The organism is Azospirillum himalayense (assembly GCF_042657465.1).
GTDB classification, from domain to species: Bacteria; Pseudomonadota; Alphaproteobacteria; order Azospirillales; family Azospirillaceae; genus Azospirillum; species Azospirillum himalayense.
Window position 1 is genome coordinate 271274 of sequence record NZ_JBHSLC010000021.1, and the last position, 14212, is coordinate 285485.

Below are 14212 nucleotides of genomic sequence, written 5' to 3' on the forward strand. Positions count from 1 at the left end.
CCGCCATGACTCCCGTTTCCCCCGCCGCCCCGGTCACCCTCGCCGAGATCGCCGCCGCCCTGGGCGCGGCGCTGGAGGGCGACGGCACCCTGCAAATCTCCCGCGCCGTCCATCCGTCGGAGGCCGAGGGGCCGGAGGATCTGGCGCTCGCCATGGAAAAGGGCCTGACGGAGCTGCTGGCCAACGGCAAGGCCGTCGCCGCCGTGATCGCGGAGGGGGCGGAGGTGCCGGCCAACCTGAAGGGCTGGATCGTCGTGAAGCGCCCGCGCTTCGCCATGGCCGGCCTGACCAGCGTCTTCGAGAAGCCGGTCCACGCCGAGCCGGGGGTGCATCCCGCCGCCTTCGTGGCGCCGGAGGCCATCCTGGGCGCGGGCGTCTCGGTCGGTCCCTTCGCCTATGTCGGGCCGAGGGCGGTGCTGGGCGAGGGCGTGATCGTCATGCCCCACGCTACGGTCGGGGCGGAGGCGGTGATCGGCAAGGACTGCCTGCTGCACCCCGGCGCCCGCATCGGCGAGCGGGTGGTGATGGGCGAGCGCTGCATCATCCATCCCAACGCCGCGGTCGGCAACGACGGCTTCAGCTTCGTGACGCCCGAGCCGGGCAGTGTGGAATCGGCCAAGGCGACGGGCAAGGTGGTCGGCACCAACGTGCTGATCCACCGCGTGAACTCCATCGGCACGGTGATCCTCGGCGACGACGTGGAGGTCGGGGCGAACGCGACCATCGACCGCGGCACCATCACGGCGACCCGCATCGGCTCCGGCACCAAGATCGACAACCTCGTGCAGATCGGCCACAACGTGCAGATCGGCACCAACTGCATGCTGTGCGGCCATGTCGGCATCGCCGGCAGCACGACCATCGGCGACCGCGTGGTGCTGGCCGGCAAGGTCGGCGTGGCCGATCACGTGAAGATCGGCAACGACGCGGTGGTGGCTGCAAATTCCGGCGTGGGGACGGACATTCCGGCGAAGGCCGTCTACATGGGCTACCCGGCGGTGCCGCGCGACCGCGCTTTCGACCAGTACAAGGGGCTGGCCCGGCTGAAGCGGATGCACGCGGACGTGACCGACCTGAAGAAGCGGGTCGGGGCGCTGGATGGCGGCGGGAAGTCCGAATAAGGAAACACTGCCCCCACCCTGACCCTCCCCCGCTTCGCAGGGGAGGGGATTAAGCTCCCTCTCCTGCGAAGCGGGGGAGGGAAGGGGCCCATGCGAAGCATGGGAAGGGTGGGGGCAAACGCTGCCCCAACCGCACCCCTACTGAAACGCGATCTTCGCGTGATCGCCCGGCTTCGGCGGCTCGCCGGTGATCTTCGCCTTCACGTAGCCGTAGGCGTAGACCATCGCGCTCGACGGGCTGTCCCAATATTCCGCCTGATCGACGCTGACCTTCAGCAGCGCGAGGTCGGGGTCGTCCACCCCCTGCGGGAACCAGGTGGACAGGATGTCCCGCCACAGGAAGCGGATCTTGTCGCGGTCGCGCACCGTCTCCGCCACGCCGGACACCGACACGTAATCCTGCTTGTCGGGATCGGCGTAGGACAGGTTGAGGCGCCAGTGCGTCTTCAGTTCATGGACCTTCGGCGAATCGGCCCGCGTAAAGAACCACAAGGTTCCATCGTCGAATCCCGCGTGCGGCAGGGTCGCCATCGGGCGGGAATGCAAAATGCCGTTCTCGTCCAGCGTCGTCATCATGCAGATGCGGACGCCCTTGATCATGCCCCAAAGCTTCTCGGCGGCCTCGCGATCGTCAGCGCTTCTTGCCATGGTCTGACCCTCTATTGGTAGCCCAACGGAGTCCGGTCAACGCACGTTGCCCGGAAAGGTTCCGAGCGCGTTCAGGGCCGTGACCGACCAGGAACCGCCCTCCTCGCCGCTGCCGTAATGGTCGATCCGCGACAGCGACAGAGGCGCCACCGCCAGCCGCAGCGCCGCCTGAGGCGTCAGGTCCAGGGCGAGCGCCAGCGCCGCGCGGATCGACCCGCCATGGATCACCGCAACAATGTCGCGCCCGGCGTAGAGGTCGGTCAGCCGGGCGACGGCGCCGGCGACCCGCTCCATCACCGCCGCGAAGCTCTCGCCGTCCGGTGCGGCCTCCGTTGCCGGGTCGCTCCAGAATCGGCGGGTCTCCTCGGGATGCAACGCCGCCACCTCGTCATGGGACAGCCCTTCCCATGCCCCGAAATCCTGTTCGGCCAGCGCCCGCTCGACCAGCGCCATGTCGCTGCCGGGCAGGCGCAGCGCCGCGGCCGTCTGCCGGGTGCGGCGCAGATGCGAGGTCACCCAGACCGCCTGCGCGGGCAGCCGCGCCGCCAGCGCCGCCAGCGCGTCGGAATCGCCGGTGTCGGCGGCGGGATCGCTCCGTCCGTAGATCATGTTTCCCGGATTCGGGACGGGAGCGTGGCGGATGAGCCACCAGCGAGTGTTTTTCATGCAACAGTCGCGGCCAGGGTGAGCAGAACGGCGGTCTCCGCCACCTGCTGGGCGGCGCCGAACACGTCGCCGGTGTGGCCGCCGATCTGCCGCCGCGCCTGCCGCGCCACCGCCAGGACGGCCAGCGCGGCTGAGAGGACTGCGGCAGCGGCCAGCCCATGCAGCGCCGCCACGGCCACACCCAGCGCCAGCGCGAGCGACAGGGCCACCGTGCCGGGCGACGGGCGTCCCTGCCGGGCGGCGAGGCCGTCGGCGCGGGCCGGGTTCATGAATCGGGCGATCACCGCCATGCCGCCCCGCGACAGGGCGCCCGAGGCGAGCAGGGCGGGGATGACGAGGTGCGGTTCGGCCAGCGCCGCCAGCGCCGAGGCGCGGACCGCGACCGAGAAGACGATGGCCAGCACGCCGTAGCTGCCGACCCGGCTGTCCCGCATGATCTCCAGCTTGCGGGCCTTGTCGCGCCCGCCGCCGAAGCCGTCCGCGACGTCGGCCGCCCCGTCCTCGTGCAGGGCGCCGGTCAGCCAGACCATGGCGCCCAGCGCCAGCAGCGCCGCCGGCAGCGGCGGCAGATGGGCCAGTGCCGCCAAGCCGTGGACGGCGCCGCCGCACAGCCCGACCCCGGCGCCGACCAGGGGGAACCAGCCCATGGCGCGGGCGTGGGCGTCCTCGGCCAGCGGGTCGGACAGGCGCAGCGGCAGCCGCGTCAGGAAGACGACGGCCAGCGCCAGATCGGAGGTCCAGCGGGCGGCGGACGGGGCGGGGGAATCTGCGGACATGGCGCTTCGGAGTACGGCAACCCCAGGCCCGCCGCAACGGATAACAGCCCGGCAACGGATGACAGACCGGACGAGAGGCGCTTTGACAGCGGGTCGGGAATGGTCCAAGGTCGCGCCGCTTTTTTCATCGCTTCCCGATCACATCCTCTGCCGTCAGCGCCAGGACCCTTCGCCATGAGCAACACGCAGCCCGCCATCACCTTCGAGGAAATCCGTGCGCTGGTGCGCAACCTGCCGGGGCCGGACCTCGACGCCGGCACGGCGGCCCTCCAGCGCGAACGGCAGCTCACCAAGCCGGCGGGCGCGCTCGGCCGGCTGGAGGAGATCGCCCAGTGGATGGCGACGTGGCAGGGCCAGCACCCGGCGGAGGTGCGCCGGCCGCGCGTCGCCGTCTTCGCCGGCAACCACGGCGTCGCCGCGCGCGGCGTCTCGGCCTACCCGGCGGCGGTGACCGCCCAGATGGTCCAGAACTTCCAAAACGGCGGTGCCGCCGTGAACCAGCTCTGCGAGGTGGCCGACGCCGACCTGCGCGTCTACGAGCTGGACCTGGACACCCCCACCGCCGACTTCACCGAAGGCCCGGCGATGGGTGAGGAGGACTGCTGCCAGGCGATGGCCTACGGCATGATGGCCGTGGAGACGGGCGTCCAGCTCCTGGCGCTCGGCGAGATGGGCATCGGCAACTCCACCGCGGCGGCGGCGCTCTGCCACGCGCTGTTCGGCGGCGAGGCCAAGGACTGGACGGGCCGCGGCACCGGCGTGGACGACGAGGGGCTTGCCCGAAAGGTCGCCGCCGTCGAGGCCGGGCTGGCCGCCAACCCGCAGGCCAAGGACGACCCGTTCGAGGCGCTGCGCTGCTTCGGCGGCTATGAGCTGGCGGCCATCGCCGGCGCCATCCTGGCCGCCCGCATGGCGCGGGTGCCGGTGCTGCTCGACGGCTACGCCTGCACGGCGGCGGCGGCGGTGCTGTTCAAAGCCGACCGCCGGGCGCTCGACCATTGCATGGTCGCCCACCGCTCGGTAGAGCCGGGCCACGACCATCTGCTGGCGGCCATCGGCAAGGAGCCGCTGCTCGATCTGGGGATGCGTCTGGGCGAGGGCTCGGGCGCGGCGCTGGCCATCAACATCGTGAAGTCGGCCTGCGCCTGCCACGCCGGCATGGCGACCTTCGCCGACGCGGGCGTCAGCACCCGCGGGGTGTGAGGGGTAGGCGTTCTTTGCCCCCACCCACCCGCTTAGCGGGTTCCTCCCTCCCCCGCTGTGCAGGGGAGGGCGATTTTGCGAAGCGGCGGCAGTCCCCTCCCCTGCGCAGCGGGGGAGGGTCAGGGTGGGGGCAAGTGCGACCCGCCGCTACAGCAGCCCGTCGGCGAAATCGGTGATGAGCGCCGACAGGAACAGGTCCAGCAGCACCAGGACCGCCGCCGCGACGCCGGAGATGTCCAGCGCCGTGCGCATGACGAACCACTGGTAGGTCAGCATCGCCAGCATGATGCCGAACACCAGCCCTTCGGAGATCGGGCCGGGCAAAATCCCCGTGGCGGCCAGGATCACCACCGGCAGATAGATGCTCATCTGCACGACCGACGACCAGTTGTAGGCGCACAGGAAATCGATGTAGCGGCTCTGCCGGTCCAGCAGCCCGCTCACCCCGTGCATGACCACGGGGAAGGCCGTCCAGCTGATGACGTAGGCGATGGCCTCCACCACCACGAGCTGGAACAGCGGCGTGTCCGGCACTTGGCCCCACAGCCGGATCGCCAGCAGCAGCGTCCAGGCCGGGGCGACGATCACCGCGGCGTAGAAGGACTTCCACGCCCCTTCGGGGGTGCGGTCCAGATGCTGCAATCCGGTGGGGTCGAACCGGGCCAGGCGATAGGCGCCGAAGACGGAGGAGGCGACGTCCCGGGCGGTCAGCGGCATGTTGCGGTCACCGGAGGGTGGTGGGAACGGGCGGAGGAAGCCTTACGTCAACCGATCCGGTCGAAGACGTTCCGCAAAACCTCGCCGTAAATGTCGGTCAGGCGGGTCAGGTCGTCCAGCGCGGTGTGCTCGTCCACCTTGTGCATCGTCTGCCCGACGAGGCCGAACTCGACCACCGGGCAGAAATTCTTGATGAAGCGGGCGTCCGACGTGCCGCCGGTCGTCGAGTATTCGGGACGGCGCCCGGTGACTCGCTCCGCCGCCTCCGCCACCAGTTCGGTCAGCGGGCCGGGCGGGGTCAGGAAGCTGTCGCCCGAGACGAAATGGTCCAGCTCGTAGGAGCCGCCCACCCGGTCGAGCCGCTCGCGCAGCCACGCCAGCAGCGTGTCGGCGGTGTGCAGGTCGTTGAAGCGGATGTTCAGCGTCGCCTTGCCCTGCGCCGGGATGACGTTGTGCGCCGGGTTGCCCACGTCGATGGTGGTCAGCTCCAGGTTCGACGGCTGGAAATGCGGGGTGCCGGCGTCCAGCGGCTCCGCCGTGATGGCGGCCAGCATGCGGGCCAGCCGGGGCAGCGGGTTGTCGGCCAGATGCGGGTAGGCGACGTGCCCCTGCGCGCCGTGGACGGTCAGGAAGGCGGTCATGCTGCCGCGCCGCCCGATCTTGATCATGTCGCCCAGTGCCTTGGGGTTGGTCGGCTCCCCGACCACGCAGGCGTCGAGCTTTTCACCCTTGGCCTGCATCCAGTCCAGCACCTTGCGGGTGCCGTTGATGGCGACCCCCTCCTCGTCCCCGGTGATGAGCAGGCTGATCGAGCCCTTCGGCGCCGTGCCCGTGTCCTTGGCCGCCTTCACATGGCGGGCCGCGGCGGCGACGAAGGCGGCGATGGCCCCCTTCATGTCCACCGCACCCCGGCCGTAGAGGCGGCCGTTGTGGATCTCCGCGGCGAAGGGGTCGATGGACCAGCCCTTCAGCTCGCCGGGGGGCACCACGTCGGTGTGCCCGGCGAAGCAGAAGTTCGGCCCCTCCGTGCCCAGGCGGGCGTAGAGGTTGTCCACCGGCGCCGTGCCCTCCTCCTCGAACCGCAGGCGGTGGCAGACGAAGCCCAGCGGCGCCAGCGCCGCCTCCAGGACGCCCAGAGCGCCGCCGTCCTCGGGCGTCACGCTGGGGCAGCGGATCAGGGCCTGCGCCACCGCGACGGGATCGCAGGGGTCGAAGGAGGGAGCGGCGGCGGCGGTGCTCATCGTGTCGTCTTCCCCGGCGTCAGTCGCGCAGCAGGTCGTTGATGGAGGTCTTGGCGCGGGTCTGCTCGTCCACGCGCTTCACGATCACCGCGCAATAGAGGCCCGGACCCGGCGTGCCGTCGGGCAGCGGCTTGCCCGGCAGGGTGCCCGGCACCACGACGGAGTAGGCCGGGACGCGGCCGACGAAGACCTCGCCGGTGTTGCGGTCGATGATCTTGGTCGAGGCGCTGATGAAGACGCCCATGGACAGCACGGCGCCGCGCTCCACGATCACGCCCTCGACCACCTCGGAGCGGGCGCCGACGAAGCAATCGTCCTCGATGATGACCGGGTTGGCCTGGAGCGGCTCGAGCACGCCGCCGATGCCGACGCCGCCCGACAGGTGGACGTTCCGGCCGATCTGCGCGCAGGAGCCGACGGTGACCCAGGTGTCCACCATGGTGCCGCTGTCGACATAGGCGCCGACGTTGACGAAGCTGGGCATCAGGATGACGTTCGGCGCGACGTAGGCGGAGCGGCGGACCACCGCGCCCGGAACGGCGCGGAAGCCGGCGGCCTGGAACTGCGCCTCGGACCAGCCTTCGAACTTCGGCGGCACCTTGTCGTACCAGGAGGCACCGCCCGGCGCGCCGGGGATCGTCTCGTTGGCGTTCAGGCGGAAGGACAGCAGGACCGCCTTCTTCAGCCACTGGTTCACGACCCAGCCGGCGTCCGTCTTCTGCGCGACGCGCAGGTCGCCGGAGTCGAGGCCGGACAGGGCCTCCTCCACGGCGTCGCGGACGGCGCCCTTGGTCGAAACATTCAGGGTGTCGCGGGTTTCCCACGCGGCGTTGACGGCGGATTCGAGGCTGGCGTGGCTCATGGCGGCATTCGCTGGGCTGTCTGTTCGAGGGTTCGGAACATGGGCCGGGCCGCGCCGCCTTGTCAACGTTGCCTTGTTCTTAAAGGGTTTCTACGGAGGAAGGAGGAGCCTCGCGGTCGCCGCTCAGCCCGCGACCTCCTCCAGCCAGCCCGGCAGGTCGTCCACGGTGTGGTCGATGTGGCTGCCGGTGCCGACTCCGCCCTGGTCGGGGCGGGCCCAGTCGGCCTCGCTGCGCACCCACACCGTCGTCATGCCCAGGGCGTGGGCGGGGACGAGGTTGCGGGCGATGTCCTCCACCATGCAGGCGCGGGCGGGGTCGATGCCGTAATGGTCCACCAGGATGGCGTAGGGCCGCGGGTCGGGCTTGGGCACATAGCCGGCCTCGACGATGCCGAAGGTCGCCTCGAAGCAGCCGTCGATGCCCAGCTGCCGCGTCACGTTCTCGGCGTGGCGGACGGAGCCGTTGGTGTAGATGATCTTGCGCCCCGGCAGCCGGTTCAGCGCGTCCGCCATGCTGGGGCAGGGGGCCACCGGGCTGACGTCGATGTCGTGGACGTAATCCAGGAAGGGCACCGGATCGACGTCATGCTCCACCATCAGGCCGCGCAGCGTCGTTCCATGCTCCCGGAAGAAGCGCTTCTGCATGACGCGCGCCTCGTCGTAGGTGATGCCGAAATGCCCGGCGATGAAATCGCCGATGCGTCGGTCCACCTGGGCGAACAGGTTGCAGGAGGCGGGATAGAGGGTGTTGTCGAGGTCGAAGATCCAGACCCCGGTGTCGCGAAGGGAAGCCATCATGGCCTGAACAATGGGGCTTCGCCGGCCCGCCCGCAAGCCGCTTCGCCGCATGGCCCGTTTCCGATCCGGGACAGGCGCGGGCTCAATGGGAGGTTGCGTATGGCAGGCACCCGGACCGCCTGAAGAAAGATTCAGGATGGTTGCGCATTTTTCCGGTATACTCCGCGCCGCGCAGTCTCAGGTTCGCACCGTGTCCGCAGACCCAACATCCGACGTTCCGCCGGTCAGTCCGTCCGGCCCCCTTCCGACCTCCACGCTCCTGGCCGCATTCCCCGGTCCGGCGATCTGGCTTGATTCCGCCCACGCGGTTGCCGCCGCGAACGCCGCCGCGGAGGAGCTGCTGTCTGCCGGCGGGCGCTGGCTGACGGACATCCAGGGGTGGCTGGCGACGTGCAGCGTGGCGCCGGGCCTGCGCTCCCTACCGGTGGAGTTGCCGCGTGGCGTGATGATCGTCGAATGGGCGGCCACGCCGCTGCCCGACGGGGACATCCTGCTGCTCGGACGCGACGCCACGCTGGAGCGGCAGCTCCGCCAGACGCTGATCGAGTCGCGCCGCCGCTACAAGGATCTCGTCGAGGTTTCGAGCGATTTTGCCTGGGAAACGGGCAGCGACGGGCGATTCGTCTTCGTCACACCCAAGGGCGCGCTGGGTTACACCCCCGATGCGTTGATTGGTCGCAACCCCAAGGATCTGGCGGTGACCGAGTGGGGCGACCTGCCGTTGCCGTTCGACAGCCGCCGCCCCGTCGACCAGGCGGAACTGTGGCTTAAGCGGGTGGACGATCTGCCCGCCTGCTTCGTCGTGTCGGCGGTGCCGCTGTTCGGCCCGCAGGGCGAATGGATGGGCGCGCGCGGCGTCTGCCGCGAAACGACGGAGCAGGTGCTGCGCTCCGCCGAGCTGGCGCGGGTGCGCAACCGCGAGAAGATGCTCGCCCACATCGTCCACACGTTGCGCGACCAGCTCGACGCTCAGAAGGCGCTGCACGTCGCCGCGGCGGAGACCGCCCGTGCGCTGGGCGCCGACGGCTGCCGCATCTACCGTGCGACGGAAACGGGCGCCCTGCGTCCCGCCGCCGATTTCGCCGCTGAGATCCCGGAGGAGCTGCGCTCCGACCTGTCGCGCCCCGTCCTGGAGGAGATCGCCGGCAGCGAGGACCAGCATGAGCTGACCCTGGGGGGGAACCGGCTGCTGGCCGCCCGGACGGAGCACCGGCAGGCCGTCAACGGCGCCGTGGTGATCTGGCGCGGCGACGATTCCGATCCCTGGGACGAGGAGGACCGGATGCTGCTGTCCGGCGTGGCCGACCACATCGGCATCGCCCACGCGCATCTGGCCTATCAGGAGCGGCTGCGCCGCCTGTCGGAGCGCGACGGGCTGACCGGCCTGTTCAACCGCCGCACCTTCTTCGAGCGGCTGGACGAGGCGCTCAGCCGCCCGGACACCGGGCCGTCCGCGCTTCTCTATGTGGACCTCGACAATTTCAAGGCGGTGAACGATCTGCACGGCCACCAGCAGGGCGACGCCGTGCTGGTGGCCATCGGCGGGTTGCTGACCAACGGCGTCCGGCCGGGCGACCTGCCGGGGCGGCTGGGTGGCGACGAGTTCGTCCTGTGGCTGGGCCGCACCGACGAGGCGCAGGCGGTGACGGTGGCCGAGCGGCTGCTGGCCGGCATGGTCGCGCTGCGCCATCTCTCCGCCGGGCCGGACAAGCCGCTGGGCCTGTCCATCGGCATCGCCGTCCACCGGGTGGGAAGCGAAACCCTGCAGGAGTTGACCGACCGCGCCGACTCGGCGATGTACGACGCCAAGAAGCGCGGGAAGGGCCATTACGCCGTCGCTCCGGCTCCCAGGGGAGAAAGCTCTCCCGTGGCGGAGGCCTCCCTATGACCACCCGCGGCGACCGCGCCGACCCCCAGCTCCTCGACCCCGCCGATTACGAGGCGGCCAAGCGGATGGCGCGCAGTGCCGACCCGGCGGTCCGCCGACGCGTCGCCGCGTCGCCCGAGACCCGGCCGGAGCTGCTCTATTTCCTGGCCGCCGACGCGGTGACGGAGGTCCGTCAGGCCATCGCCACCAACGCCGGCACGCCGCGGCAGGCCGACCTGATGCTGGCCAAGGACCGGGAGGTCGCGGTGCGCGGCGCCCTGGCCCAGAAGGTCGCCCGGCTGCTGCCCGACCTGTCCGCCGACCAGGCGTCGCAGATCGAGCGGCTGACGCTGGAATGCCTGGAGGCGCTGGCCCGCGACCAGGCGACGGAGGTGCGCGGCATCCTGTCGGAGGCGCTGAAGGAGCTGCCCGGCGCGCCGCACGGCGTCATCAACACGCTGGCCCGCGACGTGGAGCTGTCGGTCTGCGCCCCGGTCCTGCAATTCTCGCCGATCCTGACCGACGAGGACTTGTCGGACATCATCATGCGCGGGCCGGTGGCCGGCGCTCTGTCGGCGATCGCCGGACGCAAGCAGATCTCGGCCTCCGTCGCCGACGCCATCGCGCGGGCCGACGACGAGGCGGCGATGACCGCGCTGCTCGCCAACCCCTCGGCCCAGATCCGCGAGGAGACGCTGGACCGCATCCTCGATCAGGCGCCGCAGCACGAGCCCTGGCACGCCCCGCTGGTGCGCCGGCCGCGCCTGCCGGCCCGCGCCGTGGCGCGTCTGGCGAGCTTCGTCGCCGACAACCTGCTGAAGGTCCTGCGGGAGCGCACCGACCTCGACCCCGCCGCCGCCCGCGCCCTGGCCGAGGGCGTGCGGGCGCGCGTCAACCGTGGGGCCGGGGGCAATGGCGCCGGAGCCGGTGTCGCCCGCGGCCTCGTCGATTTCGGGGAGGAGGAGCTTGGCCATCTGCCGGGCGACAAGGACAAGGCGGCCGAACGCCCGTCCGACAAGGCGGCGAGGCTGAACAAGGAAGGCAAGCTGACGGAGAAGCTGCTGGAAGGCGCGCTGGCGGAGGGCGACCGGGCCTTCGTCCTGGCCGGGCTGGGCGAGCTGGCGCAGCTTCCCATGCCGATCATCGACCGCATCATCGGCACCCACGCCCCGCGCGCCGTCACCTCCCTGGTCTGGCGCTGCGGCCTGTCGATGCGCTTCGCCCGGCAGGTGCAATTGCGCATCGCCCAGATTCCGCCAAAAACCGCGCTTATGGCAAAGGAAGGCGTCCTTTACCCGATGTCCGACGACGAGATGCGCTGGCAGCTCGCCTTCTTCGGAGTCGAGGAGAAAGTCTGACGCCGCGCCACCACACGGACCTGTTCATGCGCGCCCTGGCCCTGCTGCTGTTGTTCCTCGGTCTTTCCCTTCCCGTCTTCTCCCTTCCCGCCGGCGCCGCCCCGCCGCCCGCCTCCCCGGAGGAGCGGGAAGTCGCGGCGGTCTTCGAGAGCGCCCGCTCCGCCCTGGCGCAGAAGCGCGGCGCGGTGGTCGTTCCGCTGCTGTCCCGCGCATCGCTGGACAAGCTGGAGCAGGTGCGCGGTGTCGCCCGCAGCGGCAACGACGCCGGACTCGCCAAGCTGGAGCCGGCGGAGAAGTTCGCCGCCATGGGCTTGCGCCGCTACGTCAGCCCGGCCGACCTGCGCCGCATGTCGCTCGGCGAACTGGCCGATCACGGCATGAAGAACGGCTGGCTCGGCCCCAACGTCATCGGCAGCAGCGGGCTCGGCCCGGTGCGGGTGCGCGGCGACCGCGCCTCGGCCATCCTGATGGTCGACAACCGCCCGGCCCTGGTGCCCGCCGACTTCGTGCGCGAGGGCGGGGCGTGGAAGATCGACCTGACCGGCGTCTTCAGCTTCGGCAGCCAGATGCTGAAGGGCTTCGCCGCCATGTCGGGCAAGAGCGACGAGGCCTACATCGAGGACATGCTGCAGAAGCTGCCCGCCAAACCGGCTCTGATGCACCGCTGACCAGCCGGATGAACCGCCGACGGACGGGGAGTGCCGGCTTCGCGTTACACCTCCTGCGACGGGGTGGGCCGTTGCGCGGAATCCGGAGATTGCGTTAGAGTCGCGCCACACGCACGACGCGTTGGTGCCCTTCATGACCGCTCCGGATGGCTATCCCTTCGCCGCGCTGACCGAAGCGGACGCCGGGTTCTTCCCGTCGGCCAGGAGCGTCGGCGTTCCGCCCGCGATCCCCTACCGGGTTTCCTGTGCCCCCGCTTTCGCAGCGGCGGCGGTCCGTCTGGCCGCCAAGCGCGGAACCGACCTGTCGGCGCTCGCCGCCGCCGCGCTGCTGCTGGCGCCCGACCGCAGGCTGGACCCAGGGGCACCGGACGATGGTGCGGAGCGGGTGGTGCTGGAGTTGCGGCTGCCGTCCGGTCACAGCGACGCGGCGATCCGCCGGGCTCTGGCGGCGGCGCTGGCGCTGGCCGAACCCGGCTGCCGGCTGATGCCCGCCGAGGAGGCGGGGCGGCTGGAGGGGGCGGTGGAAACGCTGACCTACCGCAACAAGGCGCTGGCCCACGCGCTGGAGCGGGTGTCTTTCCGCCCGCTGGACGGCAAGCTGACCCAGGTGCGCGACGCCGCGCAGATGTTCGGCTTCGTCAATGAATGGTGCTTCGACGAGGACCGGGTGGTGAAGCGCTTCCGCGAGCTGGCCCCGGTCTATCACCCCGACACCGGGGTGGTCGCCTGCCGCGACCGCATGGCCCAGCTGATCGACGCCCGCAACCTGCTGATCAACCACGTCCGCACCGCCTACCGCTCCGGCCCGTGGACGCGGCGTCCCTGAAGACGAAAACGGACTGGGGCAGGGTACTAGGCTGAGGCCGGGGTCAGGTCCCGGTCATCTCCTCGATCCCGATGGCGTCGGTCAGGCTGGTGCCGTCCAGAACCGTCCCGTCGAGGTCCGCGCCGGTCAGGTCGGTGCCGGTCAGGTCGGCCTCGCTCAGATTGGCGCCGCGCAGGTCCGCCCCGGCGAGGTTGGCCCCGGACAGGTTCACCTTGCGCAGGTCGGCGTCCTTCAGCACGGCCATGCCCATGCGGGCGCGCTGGAGGTTGGCCCGCCAGACGTGGCTGCTCGACCCCTGGATGTGCACGGGGCCGAGCTGCGCCTCGGTCAGGTTGGCGCCGGTCAGGGTCGCCCGCTCGAAATTGACGCCGCGCAGGTCGGCCTTGGTGAAGTTCACCTTGCGCAGGTCCGACAGCGACAGGTCGGCGATGGCGAGCGAGGTGCCCATCATCGAGGCGCCGCGCAGCGTGATGCATTGCAGGATGCCGGCCGACAGGTTGATGCCGTCCAGCTTGCGCCCCGACAGGTCGAGCGAGGAGAGGTCGGCGCGCTTGCCGTCCTTGCCGCCGCTGTCGATCCAGGAGAGGTGCAGGGTCAGGATGTTGCGCAGGTCGTCGTCCGGATTCTCCAGAACCTTCGCCATCACCGCGGCGGACAGGTTGGGCGAGCGGAGTTGGGCCGCGTCCAGGATGGCGCCGATCAGGTTGGCGTTGGTGAAGTTGGCGCGCCCGATGGCGCAGTTGGTCATCACCGCGCCGGACAGCCGGGCGCCGGACAGGTTGGCCTCCGACAGGTCGGCGTCGGTCAGGTCGCAGCCCGTCAGGTTGGAGTTGGTCAGGTTCGCGCGCATGAACTTGGTGCCGCGCAGGATCGCGTCGGTCAGGTCGGTCTGCATGACGAAGGCGTTCGCCACCTTGGCCCGCGACAGGTCGGCGCCGCGGATGACCGCCGCCGTCAGCTCCGAGGTCAGGACCGAATCCTCGAAGTTGTGCGGCATCATCTCGCCCGACGGGGTGTAATGCAGCAGCGTGCCGTCGCGCAGGTCCACCTCCACCAGCATGGCTTCGGACAGCACGGCGCCGCGCAGGCAGGCGCCGCGCAGGTCGGCGCGGCGCAGGTCGGCCTTCTCCAGGTTGGCCAGCCGCAGGTCGGCGGCGTAGAGGTTCGCGTTGGTCAGATTGGCCCGGGTCAGCCGGGCGCTGAACAGCTTCGCCCCGGACAGGTCGGCGTCGGACAGGTCGATGCCAGACAGGTCCAGATGCGACAGGTCGCGCATCTTCAGGTTCGCGCGCACACCGCCCGGCTGGCTTTTCCGGAAAGCCTGATGGCGGAGCAGGATCGTGTTCAGCTGACTCTGCGTCAGCTTCGTGCGCGGTGTGTTCGTTCCGAAGCCTTGCGCGGGGGGCATCAGGGAAATCCCGGGTTGGAGTCGCGGCCCACTCTAAAGGGGAGCCGCGAAGA

At 70.7% G+C, this 14212-nt stretch carries 14 protein-coding genes; 6 read left to right on the top strand and 8 right to left on the bottom strand.

Annotation, left to right across the window (positions count from 1 at the left end):
- Nucleotides 1-5 precede the first annotated feature (5 nt).
- On the top strand, nucleotides 6-1121 hold the full coding sequence (locus ACFPMG_RS13165) for a UDP-3-O-(3-hydroxymyristoyl)glucosamine N-acyltransferase (RefSeq protein WP_376995566.1): 1116 nt from the start codon (nucleotides 6-8) through the stop codon (nucleotides 1119-1121).
- Nucleotides 1122-1259: 138 nt separating this feature from the next.
- Here the strand turns inward: ACFPMG_RS13165 and ACFPMG_RS13170 are convergent, their stop codons facing one another.
- Genes ACFPMG_RS13170 through cobS form a run of 3 tightly spaced genes read right to left on the bottom strand, consistent with a single transcriptional unit; the run spans nucleotide 1260 to nucleotide 3211 of the window.
- Nucleotides 1260-1769: a pyridoxamine 5'-phosphate oxidase family protein gene (locus ACFPMG_RS13170; RefSeq protein ID WP_376995567.1), complete on the bottom strand. Its 510-nt coding sequence runs from the start codon at nucleotides 1767-1769 to the stop codon at nucleotides 1260-1262.
- Between the two features lie 36 nt (nucleotides 1770-1805).
- On the bottom strand, nucleotides 1806-2435 hold the full coding sequence (locus ACFPMG_RS13175) for a histidine phosphatase family protein (RefSeq protein WP_376995568.1): 630 nt from the start codon (nucleotides 2433-2435) through the stop codon (nucleotides 1806-1808).
- Nucleotides 2432-3211 carry an adenosylcobinamide-GDP ribazoletransferase gene (gene cobS / locus ACFPMG_RS13180; protein ID WP_376995569.1) on the bottom strand — a complete coding sequence of 260 codons (780 nt, stop codon included), beginning with the start codon at nucleotides 3209-3211 and terminating at the stop codon, nucleotides 2432-2434. Before cobS ends, ACFPMG_RS13175 begins: the two co-directional genes overlap by 4 nt.
- Nucleotides 3212-3385: 174 nt before the next feature.
- Here cobS and cobT point away from each other — a divergent pair, with 174 nt between their 5' ends.
- On the top strand, nucleotides 3386-4414 hold the full coding sequence (gene cobT, locus ACFPMG_RS13185) for a nicotinate-nucleotide--dimethylbenzimidazole phosphoribosyltransferase (RefSeq protein ID WP_109070746.1): 1029 nt from the start codon (nucleotides 3386-3388) through the stop codon (nucleotides 4412-4414).
- 147 nt (nucleotides 4415-4561) lie between these two features.
- On the opposite strand, the gene ACFPMG_RS13190 is transcribed toward cobT, so the two are convergent.
- The 4 genes from ACFPMG_RS13190 to ACFPMG_RS13205 form a co-directional block, all read right to left on the bottom strand.
- Nucleotides 4562-5131: a hypothetical protein gene (locus tag ACFPMG_RS13190; protein WP_014239314.1), complete on the bottom strand. Its 570-nt coding sequence runs from the start codon at nucleotides 5129-5131 to the stop codon at nucleotides 4562-4564.
- A gap of 47 nt (nucleotides 5132-5178) precedes the next feature.
- The gene (dapE, locus tag ACFPMG_RS13195) at nucleotides 5179-6372 is read right to left on the bottom strand and encodes a succinyl-diaminopimelate desuccinylase (RefSeq protein WP_376995570.1); all 1194 of its coding nucleotides are present in this window, start codon (nucleotides 6370-6372) and stop codon (nucleotides 5179-5181) included.
- Nucleotides 6373-6391: 19 nt separating this feature from the next.
- Complete coding sequence (gene dapD, locus ACFPMG_RS13200) at nucleotides 6392-7234, bottom strand: 2,3,4,5-tetrahydropyridine-2,6-dicarboxylate N-succinyltransferase (protein ID WP_109070749.1); 843 nt, start codon at nucleotides 7232-7234, stop codon at nucleotides 6392-6394.
- A 123-nt stretch (nucleotides 7235-7357) separates the two neighbouring features.
- Entirely contained in the window at nucleotides 7358-8032 is a 675-nt protein-coding gene (locus ACFPMG_RS13205) for a pyrimidine 5'-nucleotidase (protein WP_376995572.1), read from the bottom strand.
- A gap of 190 nt (nucleotides 8033-8222) precedes the next feature.
- On the opposite strand from ACFPMG_RS13205, the gene ACFPMG_RS13210 reads away from it, so the two are divergent.
- The 4 genes from ACFPMG_RS13210 (at nucleotide 8223) to ACFPMG_RS13225 (ending at nucleotide 12751) form a co-directional block, all read left to right on the top strand.
- Nucleotides 8223-9920: a sensor domain-containing diguanylate cyclase gene (locus ACFPMG_RS13210; RefSeq protein WP_376995573.1), complete on the top strand. Its 1698-nt coding sequence runs from the start codon at nucleotides 8223-8225 to the stop codon at nucleotides 9918-9920.
- Nucleotides 9917-11257, top strand: coding sequence for a DUF2336 domain-containing protein (locus ACFPMG_RS13215; protein ID WP_376995574.1), 1341 nt, complete (start codon nucleotides 9917-9919; stop codon nucleotides 11255-11257). Before ACFPMG_RS13210 ends, ACFPMG_RS13215 begins: the two co-directional genes overlap by 4 nt.
- A gap of 26 nt (nucleotides 11258-11283) precedes the next feature.
- A complete protein-coding gene (locus tag ACFPMG_RS13220) occupies nucleotides 11284-11925 on the top strand; it encodes a hypothetical protein (RefSeq protein WP_376995575.1) in 642 nt (213 codons plus the stop codon).
- A 133-nt stretch (nucleotides 11926-12058) separates the two neighbouring features.
- Nucleotides 12059-12751 (top strand): hypothetical protein, encoded by a 693-nt coding sequence (locus ACFPMG_RS13225; RefSeq protein WP_376995576.1) that lies wholly within the window; start codon nucleotides 12059-12061, stop codon nucleotides 12749-12751.
- A gap of 43 nt (nucleotides 12752-12794) precedes the next feature.
- Here ACFPMG_RS13225 and ACFPMG_RS13230 read toward each other — a convergent pair whose 3' ends face one another.
- On the bottom strand, nucleotides 12795-14159 hold the full coding sequence (locus tag ACFPMG_RS13230) for a pentapeptide repeat-containing protein (protein ID WP_376995577.1): 1365 nt from the start codon (nucleotides 14157-14159) through the stop codon (nucleotides 12795-12797).
- Nucleotides 14160-14212: the final 53 nt, after the last annotated feature.

Bases quoted from the DNA above. Each gene is read 5' to 3' on its own strand.
- ACFPMG_RS13165 (WP_376995566.1), top strand. From the start codon at position 6: ATGACTCCCGTTTCCCCCGCCGCCCCGGTCACCCTCGCCGAGATCGCC.
- ACFPMG_RS13170 (WP_376995567.1), bottom strand. From the start codon at position 1,769: ATGGCAAGAAGCGCTGACGATCGCGAGGCCGCCGAGAAGCTTTGGGGC.
- ACFPMG_RS13175 (WP_376995568.1), bottom strand. From the start codon at position 2,435: ATGAAAAACACTCGCTGGTGGCTCATCCGCCACGCTCCCGTCCCGAAT.
- cobS (WP_376995569.1), bottom strand. From the start codon at position 3,211: ATGTCCGCAGATTCCCCCGCCCCGTCCGCCGCCCGCTGGACCTCCGAT.
- cobT (WP_109070746.1), top strand. From the start codon at position 3,386: ATGAGCAACACGCAGCCCGCCATCACCTTCGAGGAAATCCGTGCGCTG.
- ACFPMG_RS13190 (WP_014239314.1), bottom strand. From the start codon at position 5,131: ATGCCGCTGACCGCCCGGGACGTCGCCTCCTCCGTCTTCGGCGCCTAT.
- dapE (WP_376995570.1), bottom strand. From the start codon at position 6,372: ATGAGCACCGCCGCCGCCGCTCCCTCCTTCGACCCCTGCGATCCCGTC.
- dapD (WP_109070749.1), bottom strand. From the start codon at position 7,234: ATGAGCCACGCCAGCCTCGAATCCGCCGTCAACGCCGCGTGGGAAACC.
- ACFPMG_RS13205 (WP_376995572.1), bottom strand. From the start codon at position 8,032: ATGATGGCTTCCCTTCGCGACACCGGGGTCTGGATCTTCGACCTCGAC.
- ACFPMG_RS13215 (WP_376995574.1), top strand. From the start codon at position 9,917: ATGACCACCCGCGGCGACCGCGCCGACCCCCAGCTCCTCGACCCCGCC.
- ACFPMG_RS13220 (WP_376995575.1), top strand. From the start codon at position 11,284: ATGCGCGCCCTGGCCCTGCTGCTGTTGTTCCTCGGTCTTTCCCTTCCC.
- ACFPMG_RS13225 (WP_376995576.1), top strand. From the start codon at position 12,059: ATGACCGCTCCGGATGGCTATCCCTTCGCCGCGCTGACCGAAGCGGAC.
- ACFPMG_RS13230 (WP_376995577.1), bottom strand. From the start codon at position 14,159: ATGCCCCCCGCGCAAGGCTTCGGAACGAACACACCGCGCACGAAGCTG.